The organism is Bradyrhizobium nitroreducens (assembly GCF_002776695.1).
In the GTDB taxonomy this organism is placed as follows: Bacteria; Pseudomonadota; Alphaproteobacteria; order Rhizobiales; family Xanthobacteraceae; genus Bradyrhizobium; species Bradyrhizobium nitroreducens.
Genome location: NZ_LFJC01000003.1, coordinates 5,537,692 through 5,554,975, shown reverse-complemented (window position 1 = coordinate 5,554,975; position 17,284 = coordinate 5,537,692). Strand labels below are relative to the sequence as shown.

Genomic DNA, 17,284 nt, shown 5'->3' with positions numbered 1-17,284 from the left:
GGTCAGGCTTCGTCGACGACACCGTTGCGCAACAAGCCGATGCCCTCGGCGGCGACCTCGACGACGTCGCCGGGCTTCAGGTAACGTGGCGGATCGAACCGGGCGCCGGCGCCGGTCGGCGTGCCCGTTACGATGATATCGCCGGGGACGAGGGTTGCGAAGGTCGAGATATAGTTCAAGAGATAGCGGAACGGAAACATCAGCCGGCTGGTGCGATCGTCCTGCCTGAGCTCGCCGTTGACATGGGTGGTGAGCCTGATGTCGGCGATCTGCGATTCCCGCGTGTAAGGCACCAGCCACGGGCCGAGGCTGCCGCTGGCATCGAAGTTCTTGCCTTGCGTGACGTTGAATTTGGCGTGGCGCAGCCAGTCGCGCACCGAGCCTTCGTTGCAGAGCGTGAGCGCGGCGATGTGGTCGAGCGCGCTGCTCTCCGGGATGTGGCGGCCCGCCTTGCCGACGACCAGCACGATCTCGCCCTCATAATCGAGCTGAGCGGAGGCGCGCGGGCGCACCAGCGGCGTGTCGTGGCCGACGAAGGAGCGGGGCGAGCGCATGAACATGCTCGGATATTTCGGCGCCTCCTGGCCGTCCTTGTACTCGGCGTTACGATCAGGGTAGTTGACGCCGATGCAGATGATCTTTTCCGGCGCGGGCACCGGCGGCAGCCAGGTGACGTCGGTCAGCGCGTGGTCCGGCTTGCGGCCCGCGGCTTCCTCGGCAAGGCTGATGAGCTTGCCGGCCGCGATCACCTCGCGCAGCGTCGGATAGTGTTTTGCGTAACGCCCGGAGAGGTCGACGATGCCGCCCTCCAGGACGGCACCGTAGCTGACATCACCCTTGACGGAATAGGTGGCGAGGCGAGGGAGCTTCATCGGCAATCTCTCCTGTCGCAGGGACCCATACCGCGCGATCTAACGATGTGGTCGCCGGGCGTACCGAACGACCAGTCTTCACCAAACCACGTCCTGTGGTTATGGGTCCCTGCGTTCGCAGGGACGACGGCCTGAGAGGTTCTCGCGAGCATCAATCCGCCACCAGCACGTCGGCCACGAATTTCGGCTCGCGCACGGCCTGGCCGGTGAACGGCGAGCCCTGCTCGAACCAGGAGCGCGGGGCGGGGGCGCCCCACAGCGTCTGGCGGCGCGGATCGCGCAGCGACCAGCGCAGCGGTTCGTGGTCGTGATCCCCGGTGAAATAGTCGCTGGTGTAGAGCTCGAGCCGGTGTCCATCAGGATCGCGCACATAGAGGAAGAAAGCGTTCGAGATGCCGTGGCGTCCGGGGCCGCGCTCGATGTTCTTCACGAAGCCTTGCGAAGCCATGACGTCGCAGAGATGGATGATGTTCATCGCCGTCGGCGTCCAGTAGGCGAAATGATGCAGGCGCGGGCCCTTGCCGTTGGTGATGGCGAAGTCGTGGACGTTGCCCTTGCGATGCATCCAGGCCGCTGCGATACGGCCGTTCGGTCCATCCTCCTCGGCGTATTCGGTGAGGCGGAAGCCGAGCCGCGCGTAGAAATCGACGGTGTCCTGCACCTCGGCGGCGAAGACGTTGAAATGGTCGAGCCGCTGCGGATGGCAGCCCCTGTAGAGATCGTAGCGGCGCAGCAGATGCGGGCGCTTGTCCATCGCCGCATAAAGCTCGATCTGGAAGCCGAAGGGATCGGTGAACTGCAGGGTGCGGCCCTGGAACGGCTGGTCGGCGAAGGCGTAGCTCAGACCGTTCTCGGACAGGAACGCGGCAGCCTTGTCGAGGTCTTTGTCATTGCCGACCTTGAAGCCGAGCCTGTTACAGGCGGGCGCCGCGGCCTTCCGCAACACCAGCGAGTGATGCTGGTGCTCCTCGGCCGCGCGCAAATACACGACCTTGTCGTCGGCATCCTCGACATGCAGGCCGACGGTGGTCTCGTAGAACTCGCGGCTCAGCTTCAGATCGGTGACGTCGAGCACGACGTGGCTGGAGCGGATGATGTTGAACGGCGGCTCGAAGATATGTTGTGGTATGGGCATTGGCGTTTCCCCTCGGTCCTGTCATTCCGGGGCGGCTCGCAGAGCCGAACCCGGAATCCATCGCGCAGCAGAGTTGGTGGATGAATGGATTCCGGACACGCGCGTCGCGCGCCCCGGAACGACTCAAATTCCCAGCCTCTGAATCTTGTGCGTGCCCCGCGCCAGCGAGACGTGCTTGGTTTCCATGTAGAAGTCGAACGAATAATCGCCGCCGTCGCGGCCGATGCCGGAGGCCTTCATGCCGCCGAACGGCGTCGGCAGATGGCGGACGTTTTCCGAATTCAGCCAGATCATGCCGGCCTCCAGCGCGTCCGCCACGCGCAAGGCGCGGCCGACGTCGTTGGTCCAGACATAGCCGGTGAGGCCATAGCGGATGTCGTTGGCGATCTCGATCGCGTCAGCCTCGTCCTTGAAGGGCAGCACGGTGAGGAAGGGGCCGAACACCTCCTCCTGCGCCACGCGCATCCTGCCGTTCGCGCCGGTGACCAAGGTCGGCTCGACATAATGTCCGCCGCCCGGGCCGTCATGGGCCTTGCCGCCGACCGCGATGGTTGCGCCGTCCTGCCGCGCGACGTCGAAATAGGAGCAGACCTTTGCAAGATGCCGCTCGTGGATCAGCGGCCCGATCTCGGTTGTGGGATCGAGGGGATGGCCGACCTTCAGCGCCTTCACGCGCGCGGTCAGCTTTTCGATGAACTTGTCGGCGATGCTCTGCTGGATCAGCAGGCGGCTGGACGAGGTGCAGCGCTCCCCGTTGAGCGAGTAGATCATGAACACGACGGCATCGAGCGCGCGGTCGAGATCGGCGTCGTCGAACACGATGACGGGATTTTTGCCGCCGAGCTCGAAATGGACGCGCTTCAGGGTCGGTGCGCCCTGAACCATGATCGCCGAGCCCGTCGCGCTTTCGCCGACGAAGCCGATCGCCTTGATGGCGGGGTGCTCGGTCAGCGCCTTGCCGGCCTCCTCGCCGAAGCCGTGCACGGTGTTGAGCACGCCGTCGGGCACGCCGGCCTCCTTGACCAGCCTGGCCAGAATGGACGCCGTCACCGGCGACCACTCCGCCGGCTTGTGCACGACGGTGCAGCCGGCCGCCAGCGCCGGGGCGATCTTCCAGGTCGAGAGCATGAACGGCGTGTTCCACGGCGTGATCACGCCGACCGGGCCGATCGGCACGCGCGTCGAGATGTTCCAGTGCTCGTCGCTCGGCGTGTTGAGGCCGTCGCGCGCCTCCGCGCATTTGTCGGCGAAGAAACGGAAATTCTCGGCGGCGCGGATCGCCGCCTTGGCCATGAAGCGATAGGCCTGCCCGGTGTCGATGCATTCGAGCACCGCGATGTCCTCGGCATTGTCCTCGATCGCGTCGGCCACGCGATGCAGCAGCTTCTTCCGCATCGCCGGGCCCATGTCGCGCCAGGATTTGAAGGCGAGCGAGGCGGCCGTCGCCGCCGCGTCGATATCCTCCGCATTGCCGCGCGCGACACTGGCGAGCGCCGCGCCATCCACCGGCGACCTGGTCTCGAAGGTCTCGCCGGAAATCGAGGCAACGATCTTGCCGTCGATCATGTGACCGATGCCGTCGGCACGCAGCGACTTCAGGAGCGGTGCGGCGCGATCGCGGTTGGCCTGGAACACATCGGCTTTCGGGCTGGGCTTATCCATGGGCGGCCTCCGCTTTCAGGGCGTCGTGGATGTTGTTGCGCTTCCAGCTGGTCTCCTTGTCGTTGATCTGCATGTCGAACGACAAAGCGAACTTGCTGGCGGCGAAGACGGGATCGAGATGCTTCGAGAGCGCCTGGAAGACGTGCTCGCCGGCTTTCTGGCGCGTGGGAAGGTCGCGACCCTCGCCGATGCGCAGCACCATGTCGAGAAAGCCGTAGTCCTGCCGTGCGTCGGCGATCGCATAGTGCTCGCACCTGACAGCGCGGACGCGGATGCCGCCGAGCGGGAAGATGCCGGTCTCGACCGCCGCCTTGCGCACGACCTCGCAGACCAGCTTCATATCGAGACGGCTGTCGAGATTGGCCGAATATTCGATCGTGAAATGCGGCATCGCGGTTTCACTCCCTGTGTCGTCTTGTTGCTTTACGCGAAGTAGCAGCTGACCGAGCCGTAGGCGCCATAGTCGGCCTGAATTGTGTCGCCCTTGCGGGTCTCGATTGGACGGATGAAGGAGCCCGCGAGCACGACCTGTCCGGGCTCCAGCGCAAGGCCGAGCGGCGCGATCTTGTTGGCGAGCCAGGCGACGGCGGTTGCCGGGTGATTAAGCACGCCGGCGGCAAGGCCGGTCTCCTCGAGCTGGCCGTTCTTGAAGCACAGCGCGCCGATCCAGCGCAGGTCGGCGTCGAGCGGGCGGATCGGCCGTCCCCCGAGCACGATGCCGGCATTGGCCGCGTTGTCGGCGATGGTGTCGAAAATCTTGCGCGTCGCCTTCGTCTGGGGATCGACGCGCTCGATCCGCGTGTCCAGGATCTCCAGCGCCGGCACCACGAAATCGGTGGCGTTGAGCACGTCGAACAGGGTGCAGTCGGGGCCTGCGAGCCGCTTGCTCATGACGAAGGCGAGCTCGGCCTCGACACGCGTCGCGATGAAGCGCTCGGTCGGAACGATCCCGCCATCGGCGAAGAACATGTCGTCGAGCAGCACGCCGGAATCTGGCTCGTCGATATTGAGCGCGCTCTGCATCGCCTTCGAGGTCAGGCCGATCTTGTGGCCTTTGACGAGGCGCCCCTCCGCGATCTTGACGTCGACCCAGGCCTTCTGAATCGCGTAGGCATCGGCGATGGTGATCTCGGGAAAATCCTGCGAGAGCTGGCGGATCTGCGTGCGGGTCTTCTCCGCCTGGTGCAGACGCCGCGCGCAAGCTTGGATATCGTCGTTGGAAAGCGCCATTTGTGATCTTACAAATTGGGGTGCCGCGAAATACTTAACATGTTAAGTGAATGCGTCAAACACAATTTCGGCTTGCTGCACTGCAAACGTTTCGCGGTTTGAAAGGGCGTCATGGTGAAGAGACCGGCTGATCCAGCCAACGGAAGCGCCCCTGCCGCAGAACCTGTCGCAAGGCAGGTGCCGATGCGCGATTTCTCGCGCTCGCTGCCGATGTCGCTGCTGCGGGCGCGCGAGGCGGTGATGCGGCAGTTTCGCCCCTCGCTGCGCGAGCACGGCCTGACCGAGCAGCAATGGCGCATCCTGCGTGCCCTGGCGGCGATCGAAGCGGTCGAGGTCACGGAACTGGCGCGCACCGCGTTCCTGCTCGGGCCGAGCCTGTCGCGCATCCTGCGCGATCTCGAGGCGCGCCATCTGATCGAACGCAAGACGGCGAAAGCGGACCAGCGCCGCAGCATGGTCTCGATCTCGAAGGAGGGGGTGAAGCTGATGGCCTCGGTCGCGCCCACCTCGGAAGCGATCTATGCCGAGATCACGCGGCGCTTTGGCGCGCGCAAGCTCGCCGAATTGCAGGACATGCTGGGCGCGCTCGAACAGAGTCTTGCGGAGCTCGGCGGCGCCGAGGAGGCAAGTTCCGAGGAGTGACAGCAGATATGCACGTCCGGGTGCCGCAAGCCATGGACATGAATGCGCATTTTCGCGCAAATAGTGGCCCGGGCTGGCGGTCGATCAGGCGCCGATTCCAGGCGCCAGAAGGCGGCCGCATGGGCGTTGCGTCATTGCGAGCGTAGCGCGGCGGCCCGGTTCGCGGTAACAGCAGGTTCGTGCTGTCGCGGCGCTCGTCGTGGTGACGCTGGTCCAAATAACACGGTCCAAACAACAAAGAAGGAAGGCAACGTGGCGAACAAGGTCAAGGAAATCTGGAAGTCGGGCAAGGCCGTGGTCAACGCGTGGCTCGCAATTCCCTCCGGCTTCTCGGCCGAAATGATCGCGCAATGCGGCTTCGACAGCGTCACCGTCGACATGCAGCATGGCGTGCAGGACTATCTGTCGATGGTGCAGTGCTTCCAGGCCATGGACAAGCATCCCGTGACCCCGATGGTCCGCGTGCCCTGGAACGAGCCCGGCATCATCGGCAAGGTGCTCGACGGCGGCGCCTATGGCGTGATCTGCCCGATGGTCAACACGCCGCAGGAGGCGAAGAACCTCGTCTCCTATTCGAAATATCCGCCGCAGGGCGTGCGCTCCAACGGCCCGATCCGCGCCGGCATGTACGGCACCGCGGGCTCGTATCAGAAGACCGCGAACGCCGACACCATCCTGCTGCCGATGATGGAGACCAAGACCGCGGTCGAGAACATGGAAGCCATCCTCGATGTCGAAGGCATCGACGGCGTCTATATCGGACCGTCCGATCTCGGCTTCTCCTACGGCCTCGAGCCCAAGCTCGATCGCTCTGAGCCCGAGATCCTCGCGATCTACGAGAAGATCATCAAGGAGTGCGGCAAGCGCGGTCTCAACCCGGGCATCCATTGCAGCGGCGCAGAAGGCGCGGCACGCGCCATCAACATGGGCTTCAAGCTTGTGACGCTCTCGAACGAGGTCGGCCTGATGACGACCTACGCCAAGATGCAGGTCAACGCGACCCGCAAGGATTCCGGCGGCAAGGCCTAACAAACTCGCGAATGGGGAATGGGGAGTAGCGAATAGCGCTGCTCCCCTTTTCCATTCGCACTCGCTACTCACGATTCGCTTTTAGGAGACCTCCCATGACCATCAGCCCCGTCATCCGCCTGCATCCCGATGATGGCGTGCTGATCGCGCGCGCCAGCCTGCCGCCGGGAACGGTGGTGGCCGACGGCGTGACCACGGTCGAGCGCATTCCCTCCGGCCACAAGGTCGCGATCAAGCCGTTCTTGGTGGGCGAGCCTGTCATCCGCTACGGCCAGATCATCGGCTTTGCGACCCAGGCCATCGCGCCGGGCCAGCACGTCCATGTGCAGAACATCGGCATGGGCGATTTCGCCAAGGACTATGCCTACTGCGCCGACGTCAAGCCGACGCCGAATTTCGACCTGCCGGCGACCTTCGAGGGCATCCGCCGCCCGGACGGCCGCGTCGCCACGCGCAATTACATCGGCATCCTCACCTCGGTGAATTGCAGCGCGCATGTCGCGAGCCTCGTCGCCGACGTCTTCAAGAAGAATCCATTCACCGGCGACAATCCGCTGGCCGAATTCCCCAATGTCGACGGCGTGGTCGCACTCACCCACAAGACCGGCTGCGGCATGACGCAGAACGAGCCGCTGGCGCTGCTCCGCCGCACGCTCGGCGGCTATGCGCGGCACGTCAATTTCTCCCATGTCATCGTGCTTGGGCTGGGCTGCGAGGTGAACCAGATCGGCGGTCTCATGGAAGAGCAGAAGCTCGCGGGACGCCTGCGCGCGATGGACATCCAGGAGGTCGGCGGCACCCGCAAGACGGTGGAAGCAGGCATCGCCTTCGTGCGCGAGGCGCTGGCTGACGCCAACAAGGTCAAGCGCGAATCCGTGCCGGCGAGCGAGCTCACGGTCGCTCTGCAATGCGGCGGTTCGGACGGCTATTCCGGCGTGTCGGCCAATCCCGCGCTTGGAGCGGCCAGCGACCTCATCGTGCGCCACGGCGGTACCGTGATCCTGTCGGAGACGCCGGAGACCTATGGGGCCGAGCATCTCCTGACGCGTCGCGCCGTCAGCCGCGAGGTCGGCGAGAAGCTGGTCGACCTGATGCGCTGGTGGGACGAATACACGGCGCGCGAAGGTGCCGAGATGAACGCCAATCCGAGCCCAGGCAACAAGGCCGGCGGCCTCACCACCATCCTGGAGAAGTCGCTCGGCGCGATGGCGAAGGCCGGCACCACCAATCTCGTCGAGGTGCTGCGCTACGCCGAGCCCATCACCAAGAAGGGTTTCGTCTTCATGGACACGCCCGGCTACGATCCGGTCGCTGCGACCGGTCAGGTCGCCGGCGGCGCCAATCTCGTCTGCTTCACCACCGGCCGCGGCAGCGTGTTCGGCTGCAAGCCGGCGCCCTCGATCAAGCTTGCCACCAACACGCCGATGTACAAGCGCATGGAAGAGGACATGGACGTCAATTGCGGCACCATCCTCGAAGGCGAGGAGAGTGTGCAGGAATGCGGCCAGCGCATCTTCGATCTCATTCTCAAGACGGCTTCGGGACAGCCGACCAAGAGCGAGAGTTTCGATTTCGGCGGCGCCGAGTTCGCGCCCTGGGTGCTCGGAGCAACGATGTAATTGAACTTGGCGCAAATCGCTGCCAAAATTTGCGGCATCGCAGCGAGGGCTTACGTAACTTTACGGAGGTACCGCGTAGCCGCACGGATTCCTCTGGTCACCTATGATTAATAGTTCCCGTCGTAATCCTTGAGCAATGCGGGCCACTCCTTCGAGGGCGCTGCCCCTTTGACAGGACACGTCAACGATGACGCATGCGGTACGGCCAACTGGCGTGGAAAATCTCCTCGGCGAGGAGGAGCTGATCGTCTCGAAGACCGATCTCAAAGGCCGTATCACTTACGCCAATGATGTCTTTCTCCGCATGGCGAAGTACTCCTGGAAGGAGCTGATGGGCGCGCCCCACAGCCTGATCCGCCACCCGGACATGCCGCGCTGCGTCTTCAAGCTGCTGTGGGATACGCTCCAGACCAAGCAGGAGATCTTCGCCTACGTCGTCAATCTCGCCGGCGATGGCAGCCACTATTGGGTGTTCGCCCACGTCACTCCGACGTTCGACGATCGCGGCAACATCATCGGCTATCACTCCAATCGACGCCGGCCCGATCCGGCGCCGGTCGAGAAAATCAAACCGATCTACAAGACGCTCTGCGCGGAAGAGGCGCGCCACGCCAATGCCAAGGACGGCATGCGTGCGAGCTTCGACATGATGGTCGGTCTGCTCAAGCAAAACGGTGTTGGCTACGATGAATTTGTGCTCTCTCTCTAAGGCGCAGGGAGCGACTGCAGTCGCGTGCCTTCTCGCCGGCATCGCGTTCGTCGTCTCGCTGCTCGGCGGAAGCGGAATCATCAGTGCCGCGCCGCTCGGAGCGGCGATCCTGCTGCTCGGCTACGCGCTCTGGTGCCAGCACCGGGTTGCCGTGGCCGTCGACGAGGTTGCTGACGTCTGCCGCAAGGCGGCGCGCGGCGATCTCGAAGCGCGGGTCATGAGCGAGCGCCAGGCCGGGCGGATCGGCGCCATCCAGAAATCCGTCAACGACATGCTCGACATCGCCGACGCCTTCGTCCGCGAGGCTTCGGCATCGATGGACTATGCCAGCCGCGGCAAGTATTTCCGCAAGATCCTCGCGCGCGGACTGCCCGGCTCGTTCCGCCGCTCGGCAACCGTCATCAATGCCGGCACCGACAGCCTCGGCCGCCGCGTGGTGGAGATCGCGGGCCTTGCCAAACAGTTCGGTACGCATCTCGACGAGGTCGCAGGCAGCCTGATGAGCGCCGCGACCGACCTTGAATCCGACGCCGGCCAGATGGCGGCGGCGGCGGAGACGACGAGCCGCCAGACCTCCGGCATGCGCAGTGCATCCGATCAGGCCTCGAGCAATGTTGCGACGGTGGCGAGTGCGGCGGAACAGCTCGCATCCTCGATCGCGGAGATCAGCCGCCAGGTGGCCGGCTCCACCACGAGCACGGGACGCGCCGTCGACGAAGCCAACCGGGCCGGCAACGAAATCCGTACCCTCGCGGAGGCCGCGATGCGGATCGGCGACGTCGTCAAGCTGATCAGCGAAATCGCCTCGCAGACCAACCTGCTGGCGCTCAACGCCACCATCGAGGCGGCGCGGGCAGGCGAGGCCGGCCGCGGCTTCGCCGTGGTCGCCTCCGAGGTCAAGAGCCTCGCCAACCAGACCGCAAAGGCGACCGAGGAGATCAGCGCCAAGGTCGGCGAGATGCAGCAATCGACCAGCAACTCGGTCGCGGCGGTCGAAGCGATCGCGCAGACCATCGCCGAAATCGACGGCATCACCGCGAGCATTGCGGCCTCGATCGAGCAGCAGGGTTCCGCGACGCGCGAGATCGCCCGCAACGTCCACGAAGCTTCCGCCGGCACCTCGCAGGTGTCCTCCAACGTGTCAGGCATCAGCGAGGCCGCCGCCGACACCGGCCGCGTCGCCAGCCGCGTCAACAGCGCCTCCGAACGCGTCCACGGCGAGGTTGAGACGCTCCGCCGCGAGGTGACGCAGTTCCTGCAGCGGCTGACCTCGGCGGCGTAGGGCGCACCCACCAGATGTCGTCATGCCCGGGCTTGTCCCGGGCATCCACGTTCTTGGTGACCGCAATAGAAGGTCGTGGATGGCCGGGACGAGCCCGGCCATGACGCCGTAGAGGCTTCAGAGTGCCAACGCTGACATCGTGTGCGGTCGATCGCCCGGACGGCAGGGATACTTCCTAGGCACGCGCTGCCCGTTGTTAGTGCTTGATCGCATCCATCTCAGGTGTTCTGCTCAAAAAAGCTGCTGGAGCACCGCACCCCGTGTCGATCTACGTCGCATTGCATCACGTCACGCACTACAAATACGACCGCCCGATCGATCTGGGACCGCAAACCATCCGCCTGCGCCCGGCGCCGCATACACGCACGCCGATCCTGAGCTATTCGCTCAAGGTCACGCCATCCAACCATTTCGTGAACTGGCAGCAGGATCCGCAAGGCAACTGGCTGGCGCGCTACGTCTTCCCGGAGAAGACCACCGAGCTGAAATTCGAGGTCGATTTCACGGCGCAGATGACCACGGTCAACCCGTTCGACTTCTTCGTCGAACCGTATGCGGACAGCTTCCCGTTCGAATACACCAAGGACCTGAAAACCGAGCTCGCGCCCTATCTCGAGACCGTCAAGCCCGACCGCCTGTTCGCGAAATTTCTCGACACGATCCCGCATGAAGCCCCGAACACCGTCAACTTCCTGGTCGATCTCAACCGCGAGCTTCAGAAGCACGTCCGCTACATCATCCGCATGGAGCCCGGCGTGCAGACACCGGAGGAGACGCTCTCCTCCGGCGCCGGCTCGTGCCGCGACTCCGCCTGGCTCCTGATCCAGACGCTGCGTCATCTCGGGCTCGCGGCACGCTTCGTCTCCGGTTATCTGATCCAGATCCGTCCCGACATCGATCCGATCGAGGGCCCGCCCGAGGTCGAGAACGACTTCACCGACCTGCACGCCTGGGCCGAGGTCTATCTGCCGGGCGCCGGCTGGATCGGCTTCGATGCGACCTCCGGCATGCTCGCGGGCGAGGGCCACATCCCGGTCGCCGCCACGCCGCATTATCGCTCGGCCGCGCCGATCTCCGGCGGGGCCGGCTTTGCCGAGGTCGAGTTCGCCTTCGACATGAGCGTCAAGCGCATCCGCGAGGCGCCGCGCATCACAAAACCCTTCTCCGACGAATCCTGGGCGCGGCTCAACGATCTCGGCGAGCAGGTCGATGGTGATCTCGCCAGCGCGGACGTGCGGCTCACCATGGGCGGCGAGCCGACCTTCGTCTCTGTCGACGATCTCGAAGCGGCGGAGTGGAATACGGAAGCGGTCGGCCCGACCAAGCGCGCGCTTGGCGACGATCTGATCCGCCGCCTGCGCGATCGTTTCGCGCCCGGCGGTCTGCTGCATTACGGCCAGGGCAAATGGTATCCGGGCGAGAGCCTGCCGCGCTGGGCCTTCGGTCTCTACTGGCGCAAGGACGGCGCGCCGATCTGGAAGAATGGCGATCTCATCGCCAGGATCCAAAATCCACGCCGCGCCGAGGCGAAGGACGCCGAGACCTTCATGGAGGGCGCGGCGCTGCGGCTCGGGCTCGATCCCGGCTACATCATGCCGGCCTACGAGGACACGGCGCTCTGGCTTCAGAAGGAAGCCGAGCTTCCCGTCAACGTCGATCCGACCGACTCGAAATTGGCCAATCCGGAGGATCGCGCACGCATGGCGCGCGTGTTCGAGCAGGGTCTGAACACGCCGCGCGGCTTCGTGCTGCCGGTGCAGCGCTGGAACGCGCCGCCGCGCTGGCGCAGCGAACGCTGGCAGCTCCGGCGCAATCACCTGTTCCTGATGCCCGGCGATTCACCGCTCGGCTTGCGCCTGCCGATCGGGTCGCTCGGCTACGTTCCACCCAACCAATATCCCTACGTCGTCGAGCGCGACCCGATGGAGGCGCGCGGCAAGCTTCCGGTGTTCACCCTCGAAGCGCGCCCTGAAGCTCCGCCGCGGGCCGCTCCCGAACAACTCAACACGTCCGTCCCGGTCCGCACCGCGATGTCGGTCGAAGTCCGCGACGGCGTGCTTTGCGCCTTCATGCCGCCGGTCGAGCGCATCGAGGACTATCTCGAACTGGTCGCCGTGTTGGAGGCGACCGCCGAGGAGATGCAGCTCCCCGTCCATGTCGAAGGCTATCCGCCGCCGTTCGATCCGCGCATCGAGGTCATCAAGGTGACGCCCGACCCTGGCGTCATCGAGGTCAACATCCAGCCGGCCAAGAGCTGGCGCGAAGCGGTCGATATCACCACCGGTCTCTATGAGGACGCGGGCAAGGTGCGTCTCGGCGCCAACCGTTTCCTGGTCGACGGCCGCCACACCGGCACCGGCGGCGGCAATCACGTCGTGATCGGCGGCTCCAGTCCTGAGGACTCGCCGTTCCTGCGCCGGCCCGATCTGCTCAAGAGCCTGGTGCTGTACTGGCAGCGGCATCCCTCGCTGTCCTATTTCTTCTCCGGCCTGTTCATCGGCCCGACCAGCCAGGCGCCGCGCATCGACGAAGCCCGGCACGACAGCATCTACGAGCTCGAGATCGCGCTCTCGCACGTGCCGCCGCCCGGCTACCAGGCGCCGCTGTGGCTGGTCGACCGCCTGTTCCGGCATCTGCTCGTCGACATCACCGGCAACACCCACCGCGCCGAGATCTGCATCGACAAGCTCTATTCGCCCGATGGTCCGACCGGCCGTCTCGGCCTCGTCGAATTCCGCGCGCTCGAAATGCCGCCGGACCCGCGCATGTCGCTGGCGCAGCAGCTCTTGATCCGCGCGCTGATCGCCAAGATGTGGCGCGAGCCGCAGGCCGGCAAGTTCGTGCGCTGGGGCACCGCGCTGCACGACCGCTTCATGCTGCCGCATTTCATCTGGGAGGACTTTCTCGACGTTCTCGGCGAGCTGAAGCAGTTCGGCTATCCGTTCGAGCCGGAATGGTATCTGGCCCAGCTCGAATTCCGCTTTCCCGCCTTCGGCCGCATCCATCATGGCGGCGTGACGCTGGAGCTGCGCCAGGCGCTGGAGCCGTGGCACGTGCTGGGCGAGGAAGGCTCGGCCGGCGGCACCGTGCGCTATGTCGATAGCTCGGTCGAGCGCCTCCAGGTCAAGGCGGAGGGCTTTGTCGAGGGGCGCCACATCGTCACCTGCAACGGCCGCCGCCTGCCGATGACCTCGACCGGCCGCTCGGCCGAGGCCGTGGCCGGCGTCCGCTTCAAGGCCTGGCAGCCGGCCTCCGGCCTGCACCCGACCATTCCCGTCCACGCGCCGCTGACCTTCGACCTGATCGACAGCTGGAACGGCCGCTCGCTCGGCGGCTGCGTCTACCACGTCGCCCATCCGGGCGGGCGCAGCTACGACACCAAGCCGGTCAACACCTACGAGGCCGAGGCGCGGCGGCTGGCGCGCTTCCAGGACCACGGTCATACGCCGGGGCCGGTCCAGCCGCCCCCCGAGGAACGCACAAATGAGTTCCCGCTGACCCTCGACTTGCGGACTCCGCTCCTGCAATGAGTATGATGGTGGGGCAGGGAGAGGCGCATGGCCGAGGGCGCAGTGGAAGAGGACGACAAGGCGGGCAAGGTGCAAGGCCAGCGCCGCTTCGCGCAATGGGTCCGCGACTATAAGCGCCTGCCTGGCATTCCCGACGAGTTCCTGGGCCCCGACGGCGCCCCGCGCGCGGTCTGGAGCCGCTTTTTCGATGCCTTCGGCGCGCTCGCCCCCGACGAGATCGAGCGCCGATTCGGCATGGCCGACCGCCATCTGCGCGAGGCCGGCGTCACCTACCGCGCGCCCGGCGACAGTGCCGACCGGCCCTGGGCGATCAGCCATCTGCCGCTCCTGATCGACGAGGCCGACTGGCAGCAGCTTTGCGCCGGCATCACCCAGCGCGCCGAGCTGCTCGAGCGGGTGCTGCGCGACATCTACGGCGAGGGCCGGCTGGTCGCCGAGGGCGCGCTGCCGGCGGCGGCGATCGCCGGCAGTCCCGAATACCTCCGTCCCGTCTGCGGCGTGCCGCCGCCGGGCGGGCGCTATCTGTCGCTCTATGCCGCCGACATCGGTCGCGGTCCCGACGGGCGCTGGTGGGTACTCGGCGATCGCACCCAGGCGCCTTCGGGTGCGGGCTACGCGCTGGAGAACCGTCTGGTGCTCTCGCGCGCCTTTTCCGATCTCTACAAGTCGATGAACGTGCCGCGCGTCGCGCCGTTTTTCGAGGCGTTCCGCGACTCGCTTCGCGCGCGTGCCGACCGCGACGAGCCCAGGATCGGCGTGCTCACCCCCGGCAGCTTCAGCGAGACCTATTTCGAGCACGCGACGCTGGCGCGCTATCTCGGCTTCCTGCTGGTCGAGGGCGACGATCTCGCCGTCAGCGACAACCGCATCCACATCCGCACCGTCGCCGGCCTGAAGCGGTTAGACGTGCTGCTCCGCCGCGTCGATTCCAACTCGCTCGATCCGCTTGAGCTCGACGCCTCCTCGCATCTCGGCGTGCCCGGCCTGATCGACGTGCTGCGCAAGGACGGCGTCGTCGTCGCCAACATGCCGGGCTCCGGCGTGCTCGAGGCGCGGGCGCTGCTCGGCTTCCTGCCGGCGCTGAGCCGCCGCCTGCTCGGCGAAGAGCTGAAGATGCCGCATATCGCGACCTGGTGGTGCGGCCAGCGCGTCGCGCGCGACGAAGTGCTGGCGCGGCTCGACGAGGTCGCGATCGAAGGCGCCTATCGGCGCGGGGTGCCCGGCTTCGACAGTGCGGGGCCGGTGCTCGCGAGCGAGCTCGATGCGAACGACCGCAAGCGCCTGATCGATGCCATCGCCGCGCGCGGCATGGACTATGTCGGCCAGGAAGTGGTGCGGCTCTCGACCATGCCGGTGTGGGAGCAGGGCCAGATCATGCCGCGTCCGTTCGTGCTGCGCGTGTTCGCGGCCGCCACGCCCGACGGCTGGGCCATCATGCCCGGCGGCTTCTGCCGGATCGCCGAACAGCCGGATGCGCGCGCGGTGTCGATGGGCGACGGCGCCCGCGCCGCCGACGTCTGGATCGTGTCCGACAAGCAGGTCTCGACCGCGACCTTGCTGCCGGCGACCGACAAGGTCCGCATCCGCCGTATCGCCGGCGTGCTGCCGAGCCGGGCTGCCGACAATCTGTTCTGGCTCGGCCGCTACCTCGAGCGCGCCGAGGCGACGCTGCGCCTCGTGCGCGCCTTGGGCTCGCCGAGCGGACCCAACAAGGGCACCGCGGCCTCGCTGCAATCGGGCGAGCGCATCCAGCGCCTGTTGGTGGCCTGGGGCGCGGTCTCGCAGACCTCGCGCGCGGCCCCGGGGCGCATCGTGGCCGAAGCGCTGCAGAGCGAGGCCCGTTTCGGCTCGGCGCTGTCGCTGGTGCGCGCGGCGCAGCGCACGGCGACATCCCTGCGCGAACGGCTGTCGCCCGATGCCTGGCAGGTCATCACCGAGTTGGCCGAGCGCCTTGCCTACGAGGTCGAGGACGACGACAGCGTGCTGAGCGCGGCCGAGCTGACCTTGCAGGAGCTGGCGAGCTTCGCCGGCCTTGCGCAGGAGAACATGAACCGCGCCGCCGGCTGGCGCTTCCTCGACATCGGCCGCCGCACCGAGCGCGCCATCAACACCACGCGCTTCGCACGGCAGTTCGCCTATGACGAGGCCGGCGACGAGGACCTCGACATCCTGCTGACGCTGGTGGATTGCCAGATCACCTACCGCTCGCGCTATCTGCTGGCGCCGATCCTGGCGCCGGTGCGCGACCTCGCGGTGCTCGATCCCTACAATCCGCGCTCGGTGGCGTTCCAGGTGGCGACGCTGAACGAGCACATCGCCGCGCTCCCGAGCCTGAAGGAGCACGGCCTGATCGAGAAGCCGCAGCGGCTCGCGGTGGCGCTGCAGGCGATGCTTGCAACGGCCGAGGCCGAGAAGCTCCAGGTCAAGACCCTGTTCGGGCTGGAGCAGGATCTGCTGAACCTCGCGGATGCGATCGGGCAGCACTACTTCCCGCACGGTCCCAATGCCGCCCGGCCGGAAAAGCTGACGGGGTTGGCGTGATCTACGACATCCGTCACGTCACGACTTACGAATACGAGAACCCGGTCAGCTTCGCCCGCTGTACGCTGCGGCTGGAGCCGCGCAGCGGCGGCGGCCAGGAGCTGATCTCGCACAGCGTCGAGATCCGCCCGCGCCCCGCAGAGCGCAATGTGCGGCGCGATTTCTTCGGTGCGCTGACCGAGAGCATCGTGATCGAGGCCGCGCATCGCAACTTGCGGATCGATTCGCGCTCGCGCGTCTCGGTGTCGCGTCAGCCGCGGCCGCGCGATGCCGCGAGTCCGCCCTGGGAGAGCGTTCGCGACATTGCCTTCGAAGCGACCAGCCTCGGACCGGCCTCGCCGGTCGGCTATGTCTTCGCGAGTCCGCTGGTGCCGGTGCTGCGTCCGGTCAGCGCCTATGCGGCTTCGAGCTTTCCACCGGGCGCTGGCGTCCTCAAAGGTGCGGTCGATCTGATGCATCGTATCCGCAACCAGTTTCGCTACGACGCCAAGGCAACGGTGATCTCGACGCCGCTGAACGAGGTGTTCGACAAGCGCCACGGCGTCTGCCAGGACTTCGCCCATGTGATGATCGCGGGGCTGCGCGGGCTCGGCCTGCCGGCGGCCTATGTCAGCGGATACTTGCGCACCATTCCGCCGGCGGGCCAGCCGCGTTTGCAGGGCGCCGACGCCACCCATGCCTGGGTGTCGCTGTGGTGCGGGGCGGAGCTCGGCTGGGTCGATCTCGATCCGACCAATGATCTCCTGATCGGCAACGACCATATCGTGCTTGCGGTCGGGCGCGATTTCTCCGACGTCTCGCCGGTCGACGGCATCATCGTCGGCTCGCCGAAGCAGAAGCTCGGGGTGGCTGTCGACGTGCAGCTGGTGGAGTAGGGCGGGTACGCATAGGCCTCGGCTTACCAACGCAAAGCTGAAGTCTGCCAGCTTGAACGTGGTCGGCAGCTTGTGATCCATCGGGGACATTCGGTCGGCGAGCGCGATGTCCCTGAGGGAGTGGACCAGCCCAGCTTGCGTCAACGGAAAAGATGCAT

The 17,284-nt window shown here is 66.1% G+C and carries 13 protein-coding genes; 8 read left to right on the top strand and 5 right to left on the bottom strand.

The window, feature by feature from the left end:
* Positions 1-2 precede the first annotated feature (2 nt).
* The 5 genes from TSA1_RS26660 to hpaH all read right to left on the bottom strand — a co-directional run bounded on the left by TSA1_RS26660 (position 3) and on the right by hpaH (position 4,899).
* Positions 3-872: a fumarylacetoacetate hydrolase family protein gene (locus TSA1_RS26660; RefSeq protein WP_100178934.1), complete on the bottom strand. Its 870-nt coding sequence runs from the start codon at positions 870-872 to the stop codon at positions 3-5.
* A 151-nt stretch (positions 873-1,023) separates the two neighbouring features.
* Complete coding sequence (gene hpaD, locus TSA1_RS26655; RefSeq protein ID WP_100178933.1) at positions 1,024-2,007, bottom strand: 3,4-dihydroxyphenylacetate 2,3-dioxygenase; 984 nt, start codon at positions 2,005-2,007, stop codon at positions 1,024-1,026.
* 123 nt (positions 2,008-2,130) lie between these two features.
* The gene (gene hpaE, locus TSA1_RS26650; RefSeq protein ID WP_100178932.1) at positions 2,131-3,669 is read right to left on the bottom strand and encodes a 5-carboxymethyl-2-hydroxymuconate semialdehyde dehydrogenase; all 1,539 of its coding nucleotides are present in this window, start codon (positions 3,667-3,669) and stop codon (positions 2,131-2,133) included.
* Positions 3,662-4,060 carry a 5-carboxymethyl-2-hydroxymuconate Delta-isomerase gene (locus tag TSA1_RS26645; RefSeq protein WP_100178931.1) on the bottom strand — a complete coding sequence of 133 codons (399 nt, stop codon included), beginning with the start codon at positions 4,058-4,060 and terminating at the stop codon, positions 3,662-3,664. The genes hpaE and TSA1_RS26645 overlap by 8 nt, the downstream gene beginning before the upstream one ends.
* Positions 4,061-4,092: 32 nt before the next feature.
* Complete coding sequence (gene hpaH, locus TSA1_RS26640) at positions 4,093-4,899, bottom strand: 2-oxo-hept-4-ene-1,7-dioate hydratase (RefSeq protein ID WP_100178930.1); 807 nt, start codon at positions 4,897-4,899, stop codon at positions 4,093-4,095.
* Positions 4,900-5,010: 111 nt separating this feature from the next.
* On the opposite strand from hpaH, the gene hpaR reads away from it, so the two are divergent.
* The 8 genes from hpaR to TSA1_RS26600 all read left to right on the top strand — a co-directional run bounded on the left by hpaR (position 5,011) and on the right by TSA1_RS26600 (position 17,126).
* On the top strand, positions 5,011-5,541 hold the full coding sequence (hpaR, locus tag TSA1_RS26635; RefSeq protein ID WP_100178929.1) for a homoprotocatechuate degradation operon regulator HpaR: 531 nt from the start codon (positions 5,011-5,013) through the stop codon (positions 5,539-5,541).
* Positions 5,542-5,793: 252 nt separating this feature from the next.
* The gene (locus tag TSA1_RS26630; protein ID WP_100178928.1) at positions 5,794-6,570 is read left to right on the top strand and encodes an HpcH/HpaI aldolase family protein; all 777 of its coding nucleotides are present in this window, start codon (positions 5,794-5,796) and stop codon (positions 6,568-6,570) included.
* A 95-nt stretch (positions 6,571-6,665) separates the two neighbouring features.
* Positions 6,666-8,189 carry a UxaA family hydrolase gene (locus TSA1_RS26625; protein ID WP_100178927.1) on the top strand — a complete coding sequence of 508 codons (1,524 nt, stop codon included), beginning with the start codon at positions 6,666-6,668 and terminating at the stop codon, positions 8,187-8,189.
* A 187-nt stretch (positions 8,190-8,376) separates the two neighbouring features.
* Positions 8,377-8,898, top strand: a complete 522-nt coding sequence (locus TSA1_RS26620; RefSeq protein ID WP_100178926.1) for a PAS domain-containing protein — start codon at positions 8,377-8,379, stop codon at positions 8,896-8,898.
* Positions 8,876-10,180 carry a methyl-accepting chemotaxis protein gene (locus tag TSA1_RS26615; protein WP_174719090.1) on the top strand — a complete coding sequence of 435 codons (1,305 nt, stop codon included), beginning with the start codon at positions 8,876-8,878 and terminating at the stop codon, positions 10,178-10,180. Before TSA1_RS26620 ends, TSA1_RS26615 begins: the two co-directional genes overlap by 23 nt.
* A gap of 260 nt (positions 10,181-10,440) precedes the next feature.
* Positions 10,441-13,710 carry a transglutaminase family protein gene (locus TSA1_RS26610; protein ID WP_100178924.1) on the top strand — a complete coding sequence of 1,090 codons (3,270 nt, stop codon included), beginning with the start codon at positions 10,441-10,443 and terminating at the stop codon, positions 13,708-13,710.
* A 27-nt stretch (positions 13,711-13,737) separates the two neighbouring features.
* Positions 13,738-16,251: a circularly permuted type 2 ATP-grasp protein gene (locus TSA1_RS26605; RefSeq protein WP_100178923.1), complete on the top strand. Its 2,514-nt coding sequence runs from the start codon at positions 13,738-13,740 to the stop codon at positions 16,249-16,251.
* The gene (locus TSA1_RS26600; protein ID WP_100178922.1) at positions 16,248-17,126 is read left to right on the top strand and encodes a transglutaminase family protein; all 879 of its coding nucleotides are present in this window, start codon (positions 16,248-16,250) and stop codon (positions 17,124-17,126) included. Before TSA1_RS26605 ends, TSA1_RS26600 begins: the two co-directional genes overlap by 4 nt.
* Positions 17,127-17,284 lie beyond the last annotated feature (158 nt).